Source organism: Lacisediminihabitans sp. (assembly GCF_036404185.1).
GTDB lineage: Bacteria > Actinomycetota > Actinomycetes > Actinomycetales > Microbacteriaceae > Lacisediminihabitans.
The window spans coordinates 1-19,119 of the sequence record NZ_DASWPB010000127.1 but is presented as its reverse complement, the minus strand read 5'-3'; the positions used below and the strand labels follow the sequence as shown (position 1 = coordinate 19,119).

Genomic DNA, 19,119 nt, shown 5'->3' with positions numbered 1-19,119 from the left:
CAATCGCGGGATAAGGTTTCGCTGTGATCAGAGCCGAGGCCCCGCGCGCGGCGAACAGAGGGCTGATGCTGCTCGGGCCCGCCTTCGTCGCGGCGATCGCCTACGTCGACCCCGGCAACGTCGCCGCCAATCTGACGGGCGGTGCACGTTACGGCTACCTGCTGGTGTGGGTGCTCGTCGTCGCCAACCTCATCGCCGGGCTCGTCCAGTACCAGTCGGCCAAGCTCGGGATCGTCAGCGGACGGACCATGCCGGAGCTGCTCGGCGACCGGCTTCGGCCGACAGGGCGCCTGCTCTTCTGGGCGCAGGCCGAGCTCGTGGCCGCCGCGACCGACCTGGCCGAGGTCGTCGGGGGCGCGATCGCCCTCGGCCTGTTGTTCGGGCTCCCCCTGTTCCTCGGCGGTCTCATCGTCGGGGGAGTGTCGATGCTGCTGCTCGTCGTCCAGAGCCGGTACGGCCCGCGCCCGTTCGAGTCGGTGATCATCGGCATGCTCGCCGTGATCGCGATCGGCTTCCTCGCCGGTCTCTTCGTCACCCCGCCGGACGGTGCGGCCGTCCTCGCCGGTCTCGTCCCGAGGTTCACCGGTAGCGGTTCCGTCCTGCTCGCGGCCAGCATGCTGGGTGCCACGGTGATGCCGCACGCGATCTACGCGCACTCCGCGCTGGCGCGGGACCGACACGGGATGGCGGCGCCCGGCGACCGGCGACGGCTCCTGACCATCACCAAATGGGACGTCGTCGTCGCACTCGGCTTCGCCGGGATCGTCAACATCGGGATGCTCCTCCTCGCGGCCGTCAACCTCCGGGGCATCCCGGGTACGGACACCATCGTCGGAGCCCATGCGGCCATCGGGAGGACCCTCGGCCCGGACGTCGCCCTCGTCTTCGCCATCGGACTGCTGGTCTCCGGCCTCGCCTCCACCTCCGTGGGAAGCTACGCCGGCGCGACGATCATGGCCGGACTGCTGCGGCGACAGATCCCCGTGTTCCTTCGGCGCCTCGTCACGCTCGTGCCCGCTCTCGTCGTCCTCGCCGTAGGCATCGATCCGACGTGGGCCCTCGTGATCAGTCAGGTTTTCCTGAGCTTCGGCATCCCCTTCGCGCTCGTGCCGCTGATGCGCCTCACGAACGACAGGGCGGTGATGGGCGAGCGGGTGAACGGGCCGTTCGTCCGCTGGGCGCTGGCGGCGGCCGTGGTGGTCGTGGTCGTGCTCAACCTGGCGCTCATCGTGCTGACGATCGTCGACTGAGCCGGCACGGGGTACGGTTGAGCACGTCATGAACCGAGAACCCAGCTCCCCCGTCGAGATCGACGACTCCCCATCCGATCGGATCGCGGCGGCCGTCGCGCGGTTCGGCGAGGAGACCGTCGCGCGGCGCGCGGCGTCGCTTCTCCTCGGTGACAACGAGGGAGACGAATTCCTCCTCTACGTGGGCGGCAGGCACGCACAGGGTGTGCTCGACGGAGCGCCGCCGCTGTACTGGCCGGAGGTCTGGGGAGCGCGGGCGCTCACCTACGCCTGGGACCCGTCCGCCGCATCCGCGGTCCATCGTGGCCTCGGCGATCAGGCCTGGCGGGTGCGGGAGATGTGCGCCAGGGTCTGCTTCCTGCGAGCGCTTCCCGAGACCGAGGCCCTGGTGACCCTCCTCACCGACGAGGTCGCCCGGGTCCGCTCCGCCGCCGCTCGTGCGCTCGGTGAGGTGGGGAACCGCGACCAGCTCGCCGCCCTCGCCACGCTGCTGCAGGACCCCGAGAAGGAGGTCCGCCGCGCGGGCCACGATGCGATGGTCCGGCTGGAGAAGCGACCGGCCTAGCCGGCTCCCACGATCATTTCGGGTCGAGGGTGCCTTCTGCGGTGTCCTTGGCCGCCTTCATCCTGGTGCGCACGTAGTGGACCAGCACCGGCACCAGGGTGAGCAGCACGACGGCGACGAGGATGAGGTCGACGTATTCGACCACGAAGTCGGCCACCGGCCGGATGTTGCCGAGCACGAAGCCGATCAGGGTGACGCCGGCGCCCCAGAGGAACGCGCCGATGGCGTTGTACAGGGAATACTTCCGGTAGTTCATCTTGCCGACCCCCGCCGCGATGGGGGCGAAGGTGCGCACGACCGGCACGAACCGGGCGAGGATGACCGCGAAGCCGCCGTACTTCGCGAAGAAGGCATTGGTGCGCCGGACGCTGGCCATGCTGATGAGCCCGGTCTCGCGTCTCTCGAAGATCGCCGGGCCGCTCCTCTTGCCGATGTAGTAGCCGGCCTCTCCCCCGAGGAAGGCCGCGAGCCCGATCGCCAGGGCGACCCACCAGATGTTGATGTGCACGACATGCCGGAAGGTCAGCAGCCCGGTGATGAGCAGCAGGGTGTCGCCGGGGAAGACGAAGCCGATGAGCAGGCCGGTCTCCGCGAAGATCACGGCGCAGACCACGAGGACCGCCCACGGACCTGCGCCCTCGATGAGGAACTTGGGATCGAGCCAGGGGACGAGGCCGGAAGCTAACAAGGGTGGTCTCCAGTCATTGTTGTTCCACAGGTTACCCGACCGGTCCGAGGCCTGGCCGTTCCTGCGCGTGTGCGGAAGAAGGGACTCGAACCCTCACGCCTTGCGGCACAGGAACCTAAATCCTGCGTGTATACCAATTTCACCACTCCCGCGAGTGCGGGCTCAATTGTACGGGCAGCGCCGTCTACAGGCGGTCCTCTTCGGCGTGCCGGTGGGGGATCAGCGGCACCGACAGGGCGGGCAGGATCGCGACTCCGACGAAGGCGAGTGGATAGCCGACCAGACCGATGAGCGCACCGACGGCCGGCCCGACGGCTGCGGCGGCGAGGAACTGTCCGGTGTTCTGCACGCCGAGGGCGCGGCCGGCCCAGGCGGAGCCCGCCATCTCGGCCACCGAGGTGAACGCGAGCCCGTTGTCGGCCACCGTGACCGTCATCGCGATGAGCAGCACGACCGCCCCCGCCTGCCACCCGGCGGCGCCGGAGGCCGCCAACAGGAGCATCACGACGCAGGCGGATGTCGCGACCCAGCGCAGCGGGCGCACCCGGCTGCCGAGGCGGTCGCTGAGAATGCCGACGCCGATGCGCCCGATCGCCCCGACGAACTGGGCGAGCCCGACGAGCAGGCCGGCGGCGAGAGGTGCCCAGCGCAACTCGGTGACGAGCCAGATGAGGCCGAAGGTCGACAGGGTGAACTGGGGGACCACGAGCAGCACCGAGACCGCATGGATGCGCCACAGGAAGGCGCCCGATCGATAGGGGTTGGTCGTGCGCACCGTGGATGCCGGGGCGGCGCGTGGCGGGTTGACGATGCCGATCGCGCAGAGCGCGGCAAGCAGAGCCGTGAGGACGAGCGGGACCACCAGCGCGAGACCGACCCCTCCGGCGCTCGCGAGAGTCGGGATGGTGACGGCGGCGACGGTGACACCGAGCGGCTGGGCCATCTGGCGGATGCCCATCGCCAGACCCCTGCGTTCCCTGGGGAACCAGCCGACCACCACCCGTCCGCTGGCGGAGTTGGTGCTCGCCGAGGCCATGCCGCCGAGCAGGAAGAACAGCCCGAGGGCCACGTAGCCGCGCGCGGTCATCGCCCCGACGGTGGCGAGCGCCGTCAGCGCAAGGCCGCCGGAGATGACCCATTTCTCCCCGATGCGGTCGGCGAGGGCTCCCCAGGCGATGAGGGTGAGCACCATTCCGAGCGTCGGCGCGGACGCGAGCAGGCCGGCCTGCGCGAGGGTCATCCCGCGCTGGGTGTGCAGGAGGGGGATGAGGAACGCGGGGACGCTGACGAAGACGGTGCCGGAGGTCTGGGCGAGGACGCCGAGGACGAGCGCGGTCCAGGCGCGCCCGGCCTGGGGGAAGGTCGCGGGCATCCGGCTCTCCGATCCGTTACAGTGTGGTGTACCACGACGGTATACCAAATGGAGGGCGCCGCATGTCCCTGTCGCAGACGGAGCAGATCTATGCGCGACTGCGCCGGGCGGTGCTCGCTCTCGACCTCGCACCGGGGGAGCGGATGACCGAGCGGGGTCTCGAGGCCGACTTCCAGGCATCCAGGACCCCGGTCAGGGCCGCGCTGGTGCGCCTGGAATCGGAAGGGCTCGCGCGGCGCTCCGGGCGCGGCTGGATCGTCGCTCCCATCGACCTGACCGAGATCGCCGAACTCGCCGAGCTGCGGGAGGCCGTGGAGGCGGCGGCCGTCCGGCTCACGGTCGCCAGGGCGGCGGACGGCGACATCGCCGCCTTCGCCCGGTCTCATAGCCGGCCGCCCGCGACGGACGCCGAGGAAGGCGTGCAGGCGGGCGGCGACTTCCACGCGGAGCTCGCCCGCCTGTCCGGCAATCGGCTCATGGCGGACGCCGTCCGCGGCGCCATGACCAGGCTCGCCCGGACCCGCCTCCTCGACGTGAGGACGCCGGAGGCGCGGCACCAGGCCGCTCGCGAGCACCGGGAGATCGCCGAGGCGGTTCTCTCCCGGGACGCCGAGGGCGCCGCCTCGTTGATCGCCGACCACATTCGCCGGACCAACGAGCGGCTGCTCCTCCTCCTCGACGCCGATCGCGGCCGATTCAGGGGGCACGGTTACGCGGTCGACCGCCCCGGCGCCCGCGGTGCCGCCATTCCGTAACGGTTCCGACGCCCGGCGTTCACGTGCCGTCCAGTTGCCCGCCGTCCCGCCTTCCTAGTCTCACTAGATCGTGGATCGGGAAAGGGCGGGTGACGGATGAGCGTTGTGGCCATCATTCCTGCCAGAGGCGGTTCCAAGGGCGTCCCTGGCAAGAACCTGCGCAGGGTCGGCGGGGTTCCTCTCATCGTGCGGGCGGTGGGCTCCGCCCGTTCCAGCGCTCTCGTCGACCGGGTCATCGTCACGACGGACGACGCGGCGATCGCCGCCGCCGCCCATTCAGCCGGTGCCGAGGTCGTCGACCGCCCCGCCCAGCTGTCCGGTGACGAGGCGAGCTCGGAGTCGGCGCTGCTGCACGTGCTCGACGGCCTCGACGAGGAGCCGGACATCGTCGTGTTCCTGCAGGCGACCTCGCCGTTCATCGCCTCCGCCGAGATCGACGAGGCCATCGAACGCGTCCGGGGCGGCCGGGAGGACGTCGTCTTCTCCGCCGTGGAGACCTATGCCTTCCTGTGGCGCATCTCCGATGACGGTGCGGACGGCGTGGGCCATGACGCATCCGTCCGTCCGCGTCGGCAGGACAGGGAGCCCTACTACCGCGAGACCGGCGCCTTCTACGTGCTGCGCGGCTCGGGGTTCAGGAAGGCCGGTTTCCGCTTCTTCGGTCGCATCGGCGTGACGATCGTCGACGAGCGCGCGGCGATCGAGATCGACACGGTGGACGAGCTCGAGATCGCCAACGCCCTCGCCCCCATCGTCGATGCCGACCTGGCCGGCCAGTCGATCGAAGCGGACGCCGTCGTGACCGACTTCGACGGCGTGCACACCGACGATCGGGTGCTCGTCGGATCGGACGGCGCCGAATTCGTCACCGCCAACAGGTCGGACGGACTGGGTGTTCGTCTCCTGCGCGAGGCGGGCATCCCCGTGCTCATCCTGTCGACGGAGGCCAATCCGGTTGTCGCCTCCCGTGCAGCGAAGCTCAAGGTCGAGGTCATGCAGGGGATCGACGACAAGGCGGCGGCGCTGACGACCTGGGCCCTGGAACGCGGCCTGGCCCTCGACCGCATCGCCTATCTCGGCAACGACGTCAACGATCTCGGATGCCTGAGCATCGTCGGCTGGCCGATCGCCGTCCCCGGGGCGGTTCCGGAGGTCATCGCCGCCGCTCGCGTCGTGCTCGCCAGCCCAGGCGGATACGGCGCCGTCCGCGAGCTGGCGGAACGAGTTCTTCAATCACAACGATCGTCCGTTCAGGAAAAGTGGGAGGAACCATGGCTGTCTCAATCGGTCACAACCAGGTAGGTCAGTTCGAGCCGGTCTACGTCATCGGCGAGATCGGACTCAATCACAACGGTGACGTCGACCTCGCGATGCAGCTCATCGACGTCGCCGCGGAGGCCGGCGCCCAGGCCGTCAAGTTCCAGAAGCGCACGCCGGCGATCTCCACCCCCGAGCACATGAAGAACACGCCGAGGGACACGCCCTGGGGCCAGATGACCTACCTCGACTACCGCTACCGCGTCGAGTTCAGCCGCGAGCAGTACGTCGAGATCGGCGACTACGCGACCTTCCGCGGACTCGACTGGTTCGCCTCCCCGTGGGACATCCCCTCCGCCGAGTTCCTCGAGGACCTCAACGTCGTGGCGCACAAGGTCGCCTCGGCGTCGGTGACCGACCTGGCGATGCTCGAGGTGCTCGCCTCGACCGGCAAGCCGATCATCCTCTCGACCGGGATGTCCACGCTCGAGCAGATCGATCGGGCCGTCGAGGTGCTGGGCACCGACAACCTCGTGATGCTGCACGCCACGTCCACCTACCCGCTTCCCCCCGAGGAGGCGAACCTGCGTACCATCCTGACGCTTCAGGATCGCTACCCCGGCGTCCCCATCGGCTATTCCGGCCACGAGCGCGGCCTGCAGATCTCCATCGCGGCCGTCGCCCTCGGCGCCGTCGCCGTCGAGCGCCACATCACCCTCGACCGGGCGATGTGGGGATCCGACCACGCCGCGTCGCTGGAGCCGCAGGGATTCCAGCACCTCGTGCGGGACATCCGCATCGTGGAGGAGGCCATGGGCGACGGAGTGAAGCGCGTCTTCCCCGGAGAACTGGCGCCGCAGGCCAAACTGCGCCGCATTCCGGCTTGAGCGGCCCGACCAGGATTCTCGCGATCGCGGATTCCGACTCGTACGTCAAATGGGGCGCGGCCCTGCTCGCCCAGGCCCCAGAGGACTGGGAGCGGACGCTACTCGTCCTGGCCAGTCCCGTGCTCCCGAGCTCCGATCAACTGGATGCCGCGCTCAACGGCATGGATCACCTCGGCGCCCCGACCATCGTCGACCTGTCGGCACTGGCCGTGCGGATATCCAAGACGCAGCCGGACGTCGTGCTGCTGTCGGTGCGCGGCCCGCTCGTGAAGGTGGTCGTCCGGGCCGTCGTCGGTGCCGCACGGGTGCGTCCGGTGATCGTGAGCGGGCTGCCGGGGATCTCCATTCCCGCCACCCGCAAGGCCATCGCCCATCGCGCTCAGGTCGACCTGTTCGTGCTGCACAGCAGGCGAGAGACGCGCGAGTTCTCCGCGCTCGCGGAACGGATGGGCATCCGGCAGATCTTCGGCCTGGCGACGCTGCCGTTTTTGCCGCACAAGAGCCCGGGTCAGGGACAGGACGGCGACGTCATCTTCGCCGCCCAGGCCAAGGTCCCCTGGGAGAAGGACGACCGCCTCGCCCTGCTGAGCTGGCTCGCGGAGTCGGCACGCCGGCATCCGTATCGTCGGGTGGTGGTGAAGGTGCGCGCGACCAGGGGCGAGGCCCAGACCCACGCGGAGCGTCACGACTATGCCGATCTGATGACCGAGCTCGACCCGCCGGCCCCGCAGAACCTGGTGGTGGCGGGGGGCGCGATGTCCGAGCACCTCGCCGGTGCCGCCGCGCTCGTCACGATCAGCTCGACGGCCGCGATCGAGGCCATCGCCCTGGACATGCCCGTGGTGATCATCGACGACTTCGGGGTCAGCGCCGCGCTGATCAACACGGTGTTCGAGGGCAGCGGGCTCTTCGGCAACAGCGCAGACATCGTGGAGGGCCGGTTCAAACGCCCGAACCGCGGCTGGCTCGAGGACAACTACTTCCACGGTCCCGATCAGGATGACTGGGTGCACGGAATCGAGGATCTGCTGGTCCAGCGGGCCAGCGGCGACTTCGAGCTCAAACCGCTGAAGCACGGCGCCTTCGGCGGGGTGCTCAGGCGCGCCTGGGATCGCAAGCGGGCCCTCGGACGGTTCGACCGTTCCTGGAGCGGCTCCATCGCGCTGGTGATCGGAACGCCGGCGCGCTGGGCCCTCGCGGTGCTGCGCCGGCTCAAGCGGATGATGCGGAAGCCCGCGGCCGCCCGCCAGGACGACGAGGTGCTCACCACCGAGCAGGAGGACATCTCGGAGCTCGTCGAGCAGCCGCGCTGAGGCTCCCCCGGGTCACTCGGCCGCCAGCGCCCCGCCCGTGGTCTCGTTCCCCTGGCCGAAGTGCCTGGCCAGCACCAGGATGGGCACCAGCAGCACGGCGGGAATGAGGAAGGCCACTCCGAGCCCGGTGGACCCGGAGAGCAGGCCGGGAAGCACCGCCCCGAGGATCGCTCCCGCGTAGTTGAAGAGGTTGACGCGGGCGACGATCTCGTCGCTCCGGGCGGGATCGAGCTCACCGGCCGAGCTGAACGCGAGCGGGACGAGAGCTCCCACCCCGACGCCGGCGAGGGCGAACCCGAGGAGGCCGGCGATCGGGGAGGGAACGATCGCGACGAGACAGCACCCCACCACCGCGACGATCGTGGTGACGATCGCGAGCGGGATCCTCCCGGCGCGGCGTACCACGAGGTCGGCGAGCAGTCGGGTGATCAGAATCGCGACCTGGTACAGGCCGTATCCGAGCGGGGCGAGTACGACGGTGAGGCGCAGACCGTCCTGAAGATAGACCGTGCTCCAGGTGCTCACCGCGGAGTCGGCGACGAAGGCCGCCAGGATGACCATGCCGAAGATCGTTATGCCGGTGCGCGGCAGGGGGTCGCGTCGTTTCTGCTCCTTGGTGGTGGCCGTGGCCCGCTCCGGATCGAACCGTCGTGCGCCCACCAGTGCGACGACGGCTGCGACGGCGGTCGCGACCAGGAGGGCAAGGCTTGCTCCAGCCGGGGTCGTGGCGACTGCCGACATGAGCAGCGCCCCGACGATCGCGGCGCCGGTATAACAGGCGAAGAAACCACCCATCACCGATCTGCCCTCGCGCTTCTGCACGAGCACTCCCTGCATCCCTGCCGAGGCATCCACCGTCCCGAGGCCGAGGCCGTACACCGCGAACGCCAGCACGAACGGAACGATCGGGATGTGGCTCGCGATCGCGGGGAGGGCGACGGCCTCCAGCAGCAGACCGACGACGATGGCGGTGCGGCTGCCCCCGTGGACGGCGAGCCAGTCGGCGAGCAGCGACCCGCCTGCGGCGGCGAGGCAGACGAGCAGGATGATGAGCGAGACGCCCGTGTCGTCGAGATGCTGCCGCTGCTTGAGCACCGGCAGGGCGGTGACGACGACGGCGTAGCCCAGCCCTTGGGCCGCGTAGCCCGCGCTCACCGTGATCCTTGCGAGGGAGAGCCTCCTGCCGGAGACGGCCGTGGTGTCGTCCATCGTCAGCCCAGCTCGGGGTGGCGGGCACGCACGATGCCGAAGGCCTCGTCGGCGATCTCCAGGGTGCGGCCGATGTCGGCATCGGTCAGCGCGGCGTTGATGAAGTGGTTGTGGTGCGAGGTGATGAAGACGCCGCGTTGCACACATTCCGCGACCCACTCCTGATGGAGGAGCAACGAATCGTCGTCTGCGATCCTCAGATAGAACAGCGCCGGTGCACCGCTGACGTGGAGATCGAAGCCGTGTCCGGCCGCCGCGGCGGTGAGGCCCGTGGTCAGGTCCGTGCCGAGTCTGCGGAACAGCGCCGGGGCATCCAGCTCCTTCAGCTTGGTGATGGTCGCGATCCCGGCCGCGAACGGCACCGCGCTCATCCAGTAGCTTCCGGTGTAGCTGATGCTGCTCACCGTCTCCTTGAGCGACTCCCTGCCGCACAGGGCCGACACGTTGTAGCCGTTGGCGATGGCCTTGCAGAAGCAGATCAGGTCGGCCCGGAAGCCGAAGAAATGGTCGCTTCCGGCGAGGTCGAGCCGCCACCCGGCGCGCACGTCGTCCACGATGAGCACCACGCCGTGGTCGTCGCACAGCCGTCGCACCGCCTGCCAGTAACCGTCGGCGGGCAGGGCGTTGTCGATGAAATTGCCGTGCATGTACGGCTGGGCGATGAGGCCGGCGACCTGGCCGCGGTTGTCGCTCAGCAGCCTCTCGAGGGCGCCGATGTCGTTGAAGTCGACGTACAGGTTATTGGCGACGTCCTCCTCGAGGACACCGGGGTAGTCGAGCTTCTGCGACCACTGGTCGACGCCGTGATAAAACCCGTTCATGAACACGATCTTCTTGCGCATCGTGGCGGCGCGCGCGGTCATGATCGCCAGGGTCGTGGTGTCGCCGCCGTTCTTGGCGAAGAAGGCCCAATCGGCGCTCTCCACCGTCTCGACGAGAAGCTCCGCGAAGTCGATCATGATGCTCGAGGGGATCGTGACCACGTCCTCGAGCTTCGCCTGGGCTTCGGCCGCGGCGGCGATGTCCCGGTCGCCGTACCCGAGCACATTGGGTCCGTAGCCGCACATGTAGTCGATGTACTCGTTGCCGTCGAGGTCCCAGAAGCGGGTGCCCTCGGCACGCGAGGAGAACAGGGGGAACGAGGATTGGGGGATGTACAGACCCTCCGACGGGCCTTGGTGGCCGTAGATCCCGGAGGGGATGACTCGGGTCGCCCGCTCGAAGGCGGCCCGGCTTTTCGGGTAGGCGTATGGGGCGGTGGGGACGAGGGCGGTTGGCATGGACGAGCTCACTTTCCGAGGTAGTGACCGACGCGGTCGAGGATGCGGTTGACGTTGTCGACCATGGGGATGAAGCCGCGCATCGAGAGGCTGCCGTCGCAGATGCAGGCCATCGCGCTCAGCTCCCCCGAGAGGATGCCGCCGGCCACCGCGAGGCTCTGGAATCGGAGCGCGGCACGCGGCGGCTGTGTCGGCTGCGATTCGAAGGTCATCCGGTGTTCGCGCACCCGCAGCTGATAACGCAGGCTCTCGCCGACCTCGAGGTCGACGTTGCCGTCGGGGATGAGTCCGCTGCTGAACCGTCCGCTCCGGTCCTCGTTGGCGACGACGGCGATGGCGGCCGCGGCGACGTGGAGGCTCAGCATCGTGCTGTCCTCCCGGAAGACCGGGTCGGCGCGATCGTCGTCGCTCGGCTGCAGGTAGCGTCCGAGAATCGCGGAGATGGGTGCGAAGACGGAGGTGAGGAATCGGATGCCCCGGACGCCGGCGAGCGGGATCGGCTGGGCGGTGCCGTCGATCACCCGGTTGAAGTGCTCGGGCGAGGTGAAGGCGATCGTGACCCTCGCGGCACCGTCGGTCCTGCCGATGCGCACCCCCTCGGACGAGAAGGTGATGTCCCCGTGCGGTCCGCCGCGGACGGCGACGTGGAGGGCCGTCGGCGTCGAGAGGGGGTGCAGGAGCGCTCGCGCTTCGCCGACCCTCTCGGCGAGGAGCGGCAGGGAGCCGAGGACGGCGTAGAGGTTGATGGATGCGCGCACGCGCGGGTCGAGTTCAGTCAGCATGGGTTCCTTGGGAGGTGAGGTCGATCGACCGGGCGAGCCGGGCGACGGAGTCGGCGACGAAGAGCGCGGTATCGCGGGCCGCCGCGGTGTTGCGATCGGCCAGCCAGGTGGTGGTGACGCCGTCGAGGGCGACCACGAGATGGTGCGCGACACGATCCACCGGAGTGTCCCAGCGATGGCGGCACGCGGAGGCGGCGAGCTCGAGGCTCCGGCGCACCGAGCGGTAGTAGATCTCGTACTGGCGCGGCGCCATCCCCGCCAGCGCCTCGTTCCTGAGCGAGTAGAGGCTGAGCTCGAACAGGGCCTGCTCTCTCGTGGGATCGGCGACGAGCAGGTCGATGTACCGATCGAGTCCCGCGGACAGCACGTCGTTCAGCTGTGGAGGCCTCGTGGTGTCCCGGCCGAGCACGGCCTCGGCGGCGAGACGCTCTTCTTCGGTGACCGCGTCGATCACCGCCGCGAGCAGCTCGTCTCGCGAGTCGAAGACGTAGTGGAAGGCGCCGAGGGGCATGCCCGCCTCGAGGACGATGGCCCGGGTGGTCGCGGCGGCAACGCCCTCGCGGGAGACCACCCGCACCGCAGCGGAGATGAGGGCCCGCCGTCGTTCCTCGAGCGGGATCCTGGTCACCGCGGACCCCCCATCAGCCGGTCGCCGACGGCCAGGGTGAGTCGGCGGGGCACGAGGCGCGCCGCGAGGGCGGTGACCCGGTTGCGCCAGCCGGCGATCACGGTCGGTCCGGAGCCGCCGTGTCCGAGCGCCCGGAAGGCGATGTCGACCACACGCGCGACGGAGAGCATCTGCCCGACCTTGAACCGGTCGCTGCCGGCCACGGCGAAGAACTCTGTCTCCGTCGGGCCGGGGCACAGGCCGAGCACCCTGACTGCCGTCCCGCGGGTCTCCTGCCAGACGGCCTCGGTGAACGAGGTGACGTAGGCCTTGGTCGCCCCGTACACGGCCGCGTTCGGAAGTGGCTGGTGGGCGGCGGTGCTCGAGACGTTGACGAGGATTCCCGCGGGAGCATCGATCAGCCCGGGGAGCAGGAGGCGGGTCAGCAGCGTGAGGGCGGCGACGTTGACCTGGATCTCGTCGGCGATGCGAGTCGGGTCGTCGACCGCGAACGGACCGGCCGTGCCGAAGCCCGCGCTGTTGACGAGGGCGTCGACCAGGATGCCCCGGGCCTGGAGCTCCTCGGCGATGCTCGAGGGTGCGGTCGGATCGGTCAGATCCGCGGCGATGACGACGCTGGTCGTGCCGTGTCGTGCGCTCAGCTCGTCGGCGAGCGCCACCAGGCGGTCGTGCCGGCGGGCGATGAGGACAAGCGCGTACCCGTCGTCGGCGAAACGCCGGGCGAACTCGGCACCGAAACCCGAGCTCGCGCCCGTGATGACCGCCGTTCTGGTGGGGTTGTCCATGAGGCGAAATTCCTGGTCGTCCGACTTGGACGATTGTCCAATAAGGCGATTGTGCGGACCCGGATTCGCTTCTACAAGATGGAACGGGCGAGATTTACCCGCCGGAAACACGCTTGTTCGGCGGGGGAAACATGGGCCTGTGGAACGGTCACCCGCCGCGACCTTCGAGCATCTAGTGCTGCTGCCGGACTCTGCTCTGCCCGAGGGCGTAGTCGGACGTCCTCGGCAGCACCTGGCTCCGAAGATAGTCCTGGTTGAACGCGGCGACACTGAGGCCGTCGCCACCGTAGTGCTCGGTGCAGAGGATGCCCTGGAACCCGAACGAGATCGCGGTCTCCAGCGCCCAGCGATAGTCGATGATGCCGAATGGCATGGGAGACGGCGTCGCCGTGTACCAGTCGCGCGCGACATCCTCATCACGCTGGTAGTTCTTCACATGCCAGTAGTTGGCATAGGGGAGCACACGAAGTAGGGCGTCCCGCCACGATTCAATCGGCCGATGCAACCGGACGAGGTTGCCAAGGTCGGGATTGATCCCGACGTTGTCAAGGCCGATCTCCTCCACCAGTCTGACCGCGGATTCCGCCGTGCCGAGGTAGGTGTCCTCGTACATCTCGAGCGAAACGATCAGTCCGAGCTCGGCGGCATGGCGGCCGAGCTCGCGGATTCGCGACACCGCCAGCCCCCAGACATGAGCGTCTCCGACCGGATCGTGATGGCCCTCCACCGTCCAGAACCACAGCTGTTCCCGCTGTCTCGGGGTCAGCGTCTGGTGCAGGCCGAACGAGACGACTCGCATTCCGAGATGGGCGGCGGCCTCGAGCGTGCGATGGCTGTACGCCAGATTTGCCTCTCCGCTCTCGGCGTCGATGACGCTCCTGCGCACGGCACTGATCGAGGGTGAGGCGATGCCGACCTCACGAGTGAGGGCGAGGTAGTCGTCGAGGCGGGACGCGCTCAGGTCGCCGGGGCGGAGCCAACTGTCGAACACGTCGACGTGGGCGAAACCCGCGTCACGTACTTCCCGAAGCACGGTCGCCCACTCGTCGACGGCCGCATCCTGCATCGAGATACCGGCGGACGTGGTGTCGGAGAACTGCAGTGTGGCCGCGGTGATGGGCCACGATTCGGCGGTGAGCTTGTTCGCTGCAGAGTCGGTCATGTCAATCCCTCTCTCTCGGCGTCGTGTCCATGCGCCCAGACAGATGGCGGATCTCTGCCCGGGTTGCGATGAGATCCAGGGCCCCGAAGCCGTCGTCGACGAGGCGATCATAGAACTCGCGAAGGGCGGAGGTAACCGGCGTGGTGATGCCGACGGCGTGCGCACCCGCGGCCAGCGATGCAAGATCCTTGGACATATACCCCGCTGCGCCCGAGGGCGAATAATCGGCGTCCAGGATCTTCTGTCTTTTGTCGTGAAGCAGCCGCGAGTTCGCGAGTCCACCACCGAGCACGTCGAGCAGGGCCGGAACCTCCACGTTCGACTCTTCGGCGATGACCACAGCCTCGCCAAGGGCGGCGGCGGTCGCAGCGACGATCAGCTGGTTGCAGGCCTTCGTGAGCGACCCCGTACCGACTGGACCCATGCGTCGCACGGTCGATCCGAGCACCTCGAGCAGCGGTATGAGGCGTTCGAAGTCCCCGATGCTCGCTCCGACCATGATCGACAATCGGCCGCTTGTGGCGCCCCCGACGCCACCACTGACGGGGGCATCCACGAGGCGTACGCTGCCGTTCGTCGACATGCTCACCTCTCCTGCCGCCTCGGCCATCGCCACCGGGGAGACCGAGCTCATGACGACGATCAGGCGGTCCAATCCTCTGTCAGGAGGATCGAGCAGCCCGGATGAGTCAAGAAGCGCCATCGTCTCCGGGAGGTCGGGAAGCATGGTGAACAGGATCGGGCACTCGACCAACTCGTCGGCACGGTCGACGGCTTCCGCGCCGACCGCGGTCAGACGATCGCGCACGTCAGATCGCCTACTGACGACGGACAGATCGATGGCCGCGGAGGCCAGTCGGGTCGCCATGGGTTCCCCCATATTGCCGAGGCCGATGAAACCGACGCGCATGGCACCTCCACTATCTGCTTGACAGCCACCGGGTCAAGCAGTAATCCTATAGGAAATCAGATTCAAAGGAGATTCATGACTCGTTACAACGTCGCGCTACTGCCCGGAGACGGCGTCGGGCCCGAGGTGCTCGATCAGGGCATCCGTGTGCTTGATGCCGCCGGTGAGATCTTCGGTGTAGAGCTGGAATACGAGCGGCTGGAATCGGGAGCCACGCGTTGGCAGCGCACCGGAACGGCCATCAGCGATGGGGAGTTCGAGCTGGCACGAGCCTCCGACGCCATGTACATGGGCGCGATCGGGCTCCCAGAGGCGCGGCACCCGGACGGACGCGAGGTCTCGGGTGACGTGATGTTCGGCCTTCGGTTCGGACTGGATCTCTACGCCGGGGTCCGGCCGGTGCGCACCTATGCGGGAGTGTCCAGCCCGCTGGTGAATGGCGCGGGCATCGACTACCTCGTCGTCCGCGAGAACATCGAGGGGATCTTCGCCTCCCGGAACGCCGGCACCAACGTGCGGGATGAGGTCGTCACGGACACCATCGTGACCACTCGTACCGGTACCGAGAAGGTGATGCGCAAGGCGTTCGAACTCGCCGCCACGCGCAGCCGCGTCGATCCGACCCGTCACCCGAAGGTGACCTGTGTCGACAAGTCGAACGTCCTCGCGACCTATGCCTTCTTCCGCAAGATCTTCGGTGAGATCGCCGCCGAGCATCCGGACATCGACAGCGAGGGCGTCTACGTCGATGCGATGACCCTTTATCAGGTGCAGCGGCCGCAGTCGTTCGACGTGGTCGTGGCCGAGAACCTGGCCGGCGACATCATCTCCGATCTGTCCTCGGCGACGGTCGGAGGCCTCGGCATGGCTCCGACCGGAGACATCGGTGACGATCACGCGATGTTCCAGCCGGCACACGGAACCGCCCCCGACATCGCGGGCCAGGGTATCGCGAACCCCGCCGCGACGATCCTCTCCGGAGGGATGCTGCTGCACTGGCTTGGTCAGCAACGGTCGGACGATGCCCTTCTCCGAGCGGGTGACGCGGTCGACGCCGCTGTCGCGGAGACCCTCGCGAACGGCTCGGCCGCCACCAGAGATCTGGGTGGCACGGCGACAACCGAGACCGCGGGTCAGGCCGTGATCGCGGCTCTCCGCGCCGCAGCCGAGTAACCACCAACCCATCCGATAACCGCCATCGACAAAGGAGTCACCGCAATGTCAATCTCGATCCGCGCGCCGAGGCTGCCTCGGGCGCGCTTGTGGCACATCATCGCCATCGCCTTCTTCATGAACTTCCTCTCCCAACTCGATCGAGGGAACCTGGGATTCGCCTTCCCGTACATGCAGAAGGCGTTGAACATGGATGCGACGATCGCCGGCCTGGCAGGATCGATCTTCTTCATCGGCTACTTCCTGCTCCAGATCCCGAGCGGAAAGCTTGCAGAGAAGTGGAGCGCCAAGCGCATCGTGATCGTCGCAGCAATCCTGTGGGGCCTCATCGTGATGTGCACGGGGCTGGTGCAGAACGCCGGCCAACTGCTCACCCTGCGTTTTGTTCTCGGACTGGCCGAAAGTGCGCAGGTGCCGGCCCTGGTCATCCTGCTGGCGCGCTGGTTCTCCAGTCGGGAGCGCGGTCGGGCAATGGCACTGTTCGCCTTGAGCACTCCCGTGAGCTCGGCCGTCGCATCGATCCTGAGCGGCTGGATCATCGGTGCAACCGGGCACTGGCAGGCCATGTTCTACATCGAGGGTGCCCTTCCGTTCATCGGCGTGATCCTGGTGGGTGTCTTCATGAAGGATCGGCCAGCGGATGCCACGTGGCTGTCCACACAGGAACGCGAGTACCTCGAGGACGGCCTCGCGGCCGACCGCGCCGCCGCCATCCCGAAACCGGCAACGCTCCTCTCCGCTCTGAAGAGCCGTGTGATCATCCAACTCGTTGTGATCTACTTCCTGCTGCAGTTCGGCCAGTATGGATTCTCGCTCTGGCTGCCGACGATCGTGGGCGACCTGACCCACGGCAATGCCTACGAGGTAGGCGCGATCACGGCCCTGCCCTGGATCGCGGCGGCGATCGGTCTGATCGTCACGGGAAGTCACTCGGACCGCAACGGTGACCGCAAGTTCCACATCGGCATCACGGTCACCATCGGCGCCATCTTCCTGCTGATCTCCACCCTGATCGGTGCCTCGGCGGTCGTGCTCTCGATGATCGCGCTGATCATCGCCGTCGGCTTCTTCCAGGGGTACCTCGGAGTGTTCTATGCCCTCGTGCCACAGGCGGTGGCGCCGGCCGCCGTCGGTGTGGTGATGGGCCTCGTCAACAGCGTCGGCACACTCGGCGGGGGATTCGCCGGCCCGTTCGTGATCGGTGCGCTGAATGATGCGACCGGCAATACCACCGTCGGCGAGATGGTGCTTGTCGGTGTGCTCCTGGTGGGTGCGGTACTCACGATGTTCCTTCCCCGGGTTGCCGGGCGTGTGGAACAGGACCTGGCGCCACAAGCCGTACGGACCAAGGTCGGCGACGGTTCCTGAGGAACCGGTCGGCTGAGTGGACCCCGGCAGACGTCGGGCCTCGGCTCAGCCGACCGGTTTCTCGGCGAGCCGCGCGGCGTCGGCCTCGGCTCGCTCCCGCACGTTCGTCAGATGCATGACCATCGCCAGTCTGGCTTCCTCGGGTGTGCCGTTCACGATCGCGTCCAGGACGATCTCGTGCTCGGCAATTCCCTCGTGAGCATCGGACACCGCCGCGCCGCTATAGAGACGGAACCGTTGCACGTGAGAGCCGAGTCTCTCGACCGAGTCGCCGAGGAAGCGGTTGCCGCAGTTGCGGGAGATGATCGAGTGGAAGCGCGCATCCGCCTCGAGGTGCTGCCGGAACTCGCGATAGCCCGGGCCGGTGGGGGCGGCGCGCATGTCCTTCAACGACTCGGCAAGCTCTGCCGCCACCGCAGGATCCTTCGCCTCGCAGACCCGCGCGGTGTTGTGCGGCTCGATGAGCAAGCGGGCCTCGGTGAGCTTGTCGACCTCGTCCGGCGAGAGCGGGGGCGCCACGCGGTATCCGCGGAGGGGTTGGCGGATGATGAGCCCCGCGGCTTCGATCCGCGGGAGCGCCTCACGGATCGGCGTCTGCGACACCCCGAGTTCGCGGGCGAGCGTATCAACCCTGAGTGGCCCGCCGGGCGCGATGGAGCCGTTCATCAACAGCTCCATCAGGGTGTCGTAAACGCCCTGTGACAGCACCTGCCTGCCGGCGAAGCGCGTGAGTATGGCCTCCTCTTCGTGGCCCTCGATCCCCGGTAGTGGCATGGACATATCCTAAGGTCGCTCCAGATCAGTGCGGGTTATGCATTCACTCCACATGGACCGCAACGGCACCGAGCCCGTCGATCGATAGCTCCACCGCATCTCCGGCTTGTACGGGTACGGGGCCGACGACGGCGCCGGTGAGGATGACCGCTCCGGGAAAGAGCGGCGTGGACGTTGTTGCCAACTGTTTCGCGAGCCAGCCGAGGGTGTCATCCACTCGCACCGACTGGCCCTCATGCGCAGTTCCGTTGACCGTGATGGTCCCGGAGAAGATGCGTCCGAGGGGAACCCGCTGCTGGGGTGTCCCGAAGACGGCCTGGAACGAGCATCCGTTGTCCGCGGCCCAGGCCTCCCACGTGGACACGGCGCGGTCCCACCGGCCGGTGACCACTTCGGCGGCGACGTGAACCGAGGCCACCGCCAGATCGACGGAGGCACGATCGGCGAGTAACTCCTCCAATCGGTCGACCGTCAGATCGGCTCGCAGCGTGACGGCCACCTCGCACTCCAGCATCACCGGTTGCGGCGCGTTCGTCACTCGGATCACCGCAGGAGAGGAGAGCAGCATGGAGGTGTGCAGCCGGCCGTAGCCCGGATGGTCGACCCCCATCGATGCCTGTGCCGTGGGCACAGTCAGCCCCACCTTGAACCCTGCGAGGGCATCACCCGCCTCAATCCGGGTTGCGACCTCGATGTCTTGAGCCGCGTAGCCGACTCCAGGTGCGAGCGCTTGACCGATCTCTATGGGCAGAGTCCTCCCCGTGCGCTCGGCTTCGATCAGGGCCGCGGCGATCGACTCGGCGGTCAGCGATCCTGCGGGGATGCTCATGCTGCGAACTCCTTCGCTGCTCGTCCGTGGACGCCGGGCATGACCGCGAAGAGCGCGCCGGCGAGGGGTTCGGCTTGTGCGCCGAGCCCTTTGCGTGAGGTCGTGATGACCAGTTGATCCAGCGCCGGTCCG

At 68.2% G+C, this 19,119-nt stretch carries 19 protein-coding genes and 1 tRNA gene; 8 read left to right on the top strand and 12 right to left on the bottom strand.

The window, feature by feature from the left end:
* Positions 1-23: 23 nt before the first annotated feature.
* Together VGC18_RS09335 and VGC18_RS09330 are read left to right on the top strand one after the other, a co-directional pair.
* Complete coding sequence (locus VGC18_RS09335; protein WP_331096580.1) at positions 24-1,250, top strand: Nramp family divalent metal transporter; 1,227 nt, start codon at positions 24-26, stop codon at positions 1,248-1,250.
* Between the two features lie 28 nt (positions 1,251-1,278).
* On the top strand, positions 1,279-1,815 hold the full coding sequence (locus tag VGC18_RS09330; RefSeq protein WP_331096578.1) for a HEAT repeat domain-containing protein: 537 nt from the start codon (positions 1,279-1,281) through the stop codon (positions 1,813-1,815).
* Between the two features lie 13 nt (positions 1,816-1,828).
* Here VGC18_RS09330 and VGC18_RS09325 read toward each other — a convergent pair whose 3' ends face one another.
* The 3 genes from VGC18_RS09325 to VGC18_RS09315 form a co-directional block, all read right to left on the bottom strand.
* Positions 1,829-2,503, bottom strand: a complete 675-nt coding sequence (locus tag VGC18_RS09325; RefSeq protein WP_331096576.1) for a DedA family protein — start codon at positions 2,501-2,503, stop codon at positions 1,829-1,831.
* A gap of 70 nt (positions 2,504-2,573) precedes the next feature.
* Positions 2,574-2,655 (bottom strand) — tRNA-Leu (locus VGC18_RS09320).
* A gap of 32 nt (positions 2,656-2,687) precedes the next feature.
* Positions 2,688-3,875: an MFS transporter gene (locus VGC18_RS09315; protein WP_331096575.1), complete on the bottom strand. Its 1,188-nt coding sequence runs from the start codon at positions 3,873-3,875 to the stop codon at positions 2,688-2,690.
* 62 nt (positions 3,876-3,937) lie between these two features.
* Here VGC18_RS09315 and VGC18_RS09310 point away from each other — a divergent pair, with 62 nt between their 5' ends.
* The 4 genes from VGC18_RS09310 (at position 3,938) to VGC18_RS09295 (ending at position 8,087) form a co-directional block, all read left to right on the top strand.
* Positions 3,938-4,630, top strand: a complete 693-nt coding sequence (locus VGC18_RS09310) for a GntR family transcriptional regulator (protein WP_331096572.1) — start codon at positions 3,938-3,940, stop codon at positions 4,628-4,630.
* Positions 4,631-4,726: 96 nt separating this feature from the next.
* Positions 4,727-5,932: a cytidylyltransferase domain-containing protein gene (locus VGC18_RS09305; RefSeq protein WP_414672872.1), complete on the top strand. Its 1,206-nt coding sequence runs from the start codon at positions 4,727-4,729 to the stop codon at positions 5,930-5,932.
* Positions 5,902-6,774, top strand: coding sequence for an N-acetylneuraminate synthase family protein (locus VGC18_RS09300; RefSeq protein ID WP_331096567.1), 873 nt, complete (start codon positions 5,902-5,904; stop codon positions 6,772-6,774). The genes VGC18_RS09305 and VGC18_RS09300 overlap by 31 nt, the downstream gene beginning before the upstream one ends.
* On the top strand, positions 6,771-8,087 hold the full coding sequence (locus tag VGC18_RS09295) for a DUF6716 putative glycosyltransferase (RefSeq protein WP_331096565.1): 1,317 nt from the start codon (positions 6,771-6,773) through the stop codon (positions 8,085-8,087). The genes VGC18_RS09300 and VGC18_RS09295 overlap by 4 nt, the downstream gene beginning before the upstream one ends.
* A 12-nt stretch (positions 8,088-8,099) precedes the next feature.
* Here VGC18_RS09295 and VGC18_RS09290 read toward each other — a convergent pair whose 3' ends face one another.
* The 7 genes from VGC18_RS09290 to VGC18_RS09260 form a co-directional block, all read right to left on the bottom strand.
* Positions 8,100-9,296: an MFS transporter gene (locus VGC18_RS09290; RefSeq protein ID WP_331096563.1), complete on the bottom strand. Its 1,197-nt coding sequence runs from the start codon at positions 9,294-9,296 to the stop codon at positions 8,100-8,102.
* A gap of 2 nt (positions 9,297-9,298) precedes the next feature.
* Positions 9,299-10,576, bottom strand: a complete 1,278-nt coding sequence (locus VGC18_RS09285; RefSeq protein WP_331096561.1) for an aminotransferase class III-fold pyridoxal phosphate-dependent enzyme — start codon at positions 10,574-10,576, stop codon at positions 9,299-9,301.
* Between the two features lie 8 nt (positions 10,577-10,584).
* Positions 10,585-11,358, bottom strand: coding sequence for a hypothetical protein (locus tag VGC18_RS09280; RefSeq protein ID WP_331096558.1), 774 nt, complete (start codon positions 11,356-11,358; stop codon positions 10,585-10,587).
* On the bottom strand, positions 11,348-11,986 hold the full coding sequence (locus VGC18_RS09275; protein WP_331096556.1) for a TetR/AcrR family transcriptional regulator: 639 nt from the start codon (positions 11,984-11,986) through the stop codon (positions 11,348-11,350). Before VGC18_RS09275 ends, VGC18_RS09280 begins: the two co-directional genes overlap by 11 nt.
* Positions 11,983-12,771, bottom strand: a complete 789-nt coding sequence (locus VGC18_RS09270) for an SDR family oxidoreductase (protein WP_331096554.1) — start codon at positions 12,769-12,771, stop codon at positions 11,983-11,985. The genes VGC18_RS09275 and VGC18_RS09270 overlap by 4 nt, the downstream gene beginning before the upstream one ends.
* Before the next feature lie 172 nt (positions 12,772-12,943).
* Positions 12,944-13,933: a sugar phosphate isomerase/epimerase family protein gene (locus VGC18_RS09265; protein WP_331096552.1), complete on the bottom strand. Its 990-nt coding sequence runs from the start codon at positions 13,931-13,933 to the stop codon at positions 12,944-12,946.
* Position 13,934: 1 nt separating this feature from the next.
* Complete coding sequence (locus VGC18_RS09260; RefSeq protein ID WP_331096550.1) at positions 13,935-14,843, bottom strand: NAD(P)-dependent oxidoreductase; 909 nt, start codon at positions 14,841-14,843, stop codon at positions 13,935-13,937.
* 75 nt (positions 14,844-14,918) lie between these two features.
* On the opposite strand from VGC18_RS09260, the gene VGC18_RS09255 reads away from it, so the two are divergent.
* Both VGC18_RS09255 and VGC18_RS09250 read left to right on the top strand, forming a co-directional pair.
* On the top strand, positions 14,919-16,016 hold the full coding sequence (locus VGC18_RS09255; RefSeq protein WP_331096547.1) for an isocitrate/isopropylmalate dehydrogenase family protein: 1,098 nt from the start codon (positions 14,919-14,921) through the stop codon (positions 16,014-16,016).
* Between the two features lie 45 nt (positions 16,017-16,061).
* Positions 16,062-17,384, top strand: coding sequence for an MFS transporter (locus tag VGC18_RS09250; RefSeq protein ID WP_331096545.1), 1,323 nt, complete (start codon positions 16,062-16,064; stop codon positions 17,382-17,384).
* Positions 17,385-17,429: 45 nt separating this feature from the next.
* Here the strand turns inward: VGC18_RS09250 and VGC18_RS09245 are convergent, their stop codons facing one another.
* Together VGC18_RS09245 and VGC18_RS09240 are read right to left on the bottom strand one after the other, a co-directional pair.
* Positions 17,430-18,092 (bottom strand): GntR family transcriptional regulator, encoded by a 663-nt coding sequence (locus tag VGC18_RS09245; protein WP_331096543.1) that lies wholly within the window; start codon positions 18,090-18,092, stop codon positions 17,430-17,432.
* Positions 18,093-18,201: 109 nt separating this feature from the next.
* On the bottom strand, positions 18,202-18,987 hold the full coding sequence (locus tag VGC18_RS09240) for a 2-keto-4-pentenoate hydratase (RefSeq protein WP_331096541.1): 786 nt from the start codon (positions 18,985-18,987) through the stop codon (positions 18,202-18,204).
* Between the last annotated feature and the right edge of the window lie 132 nt (positions 18,988-19,119).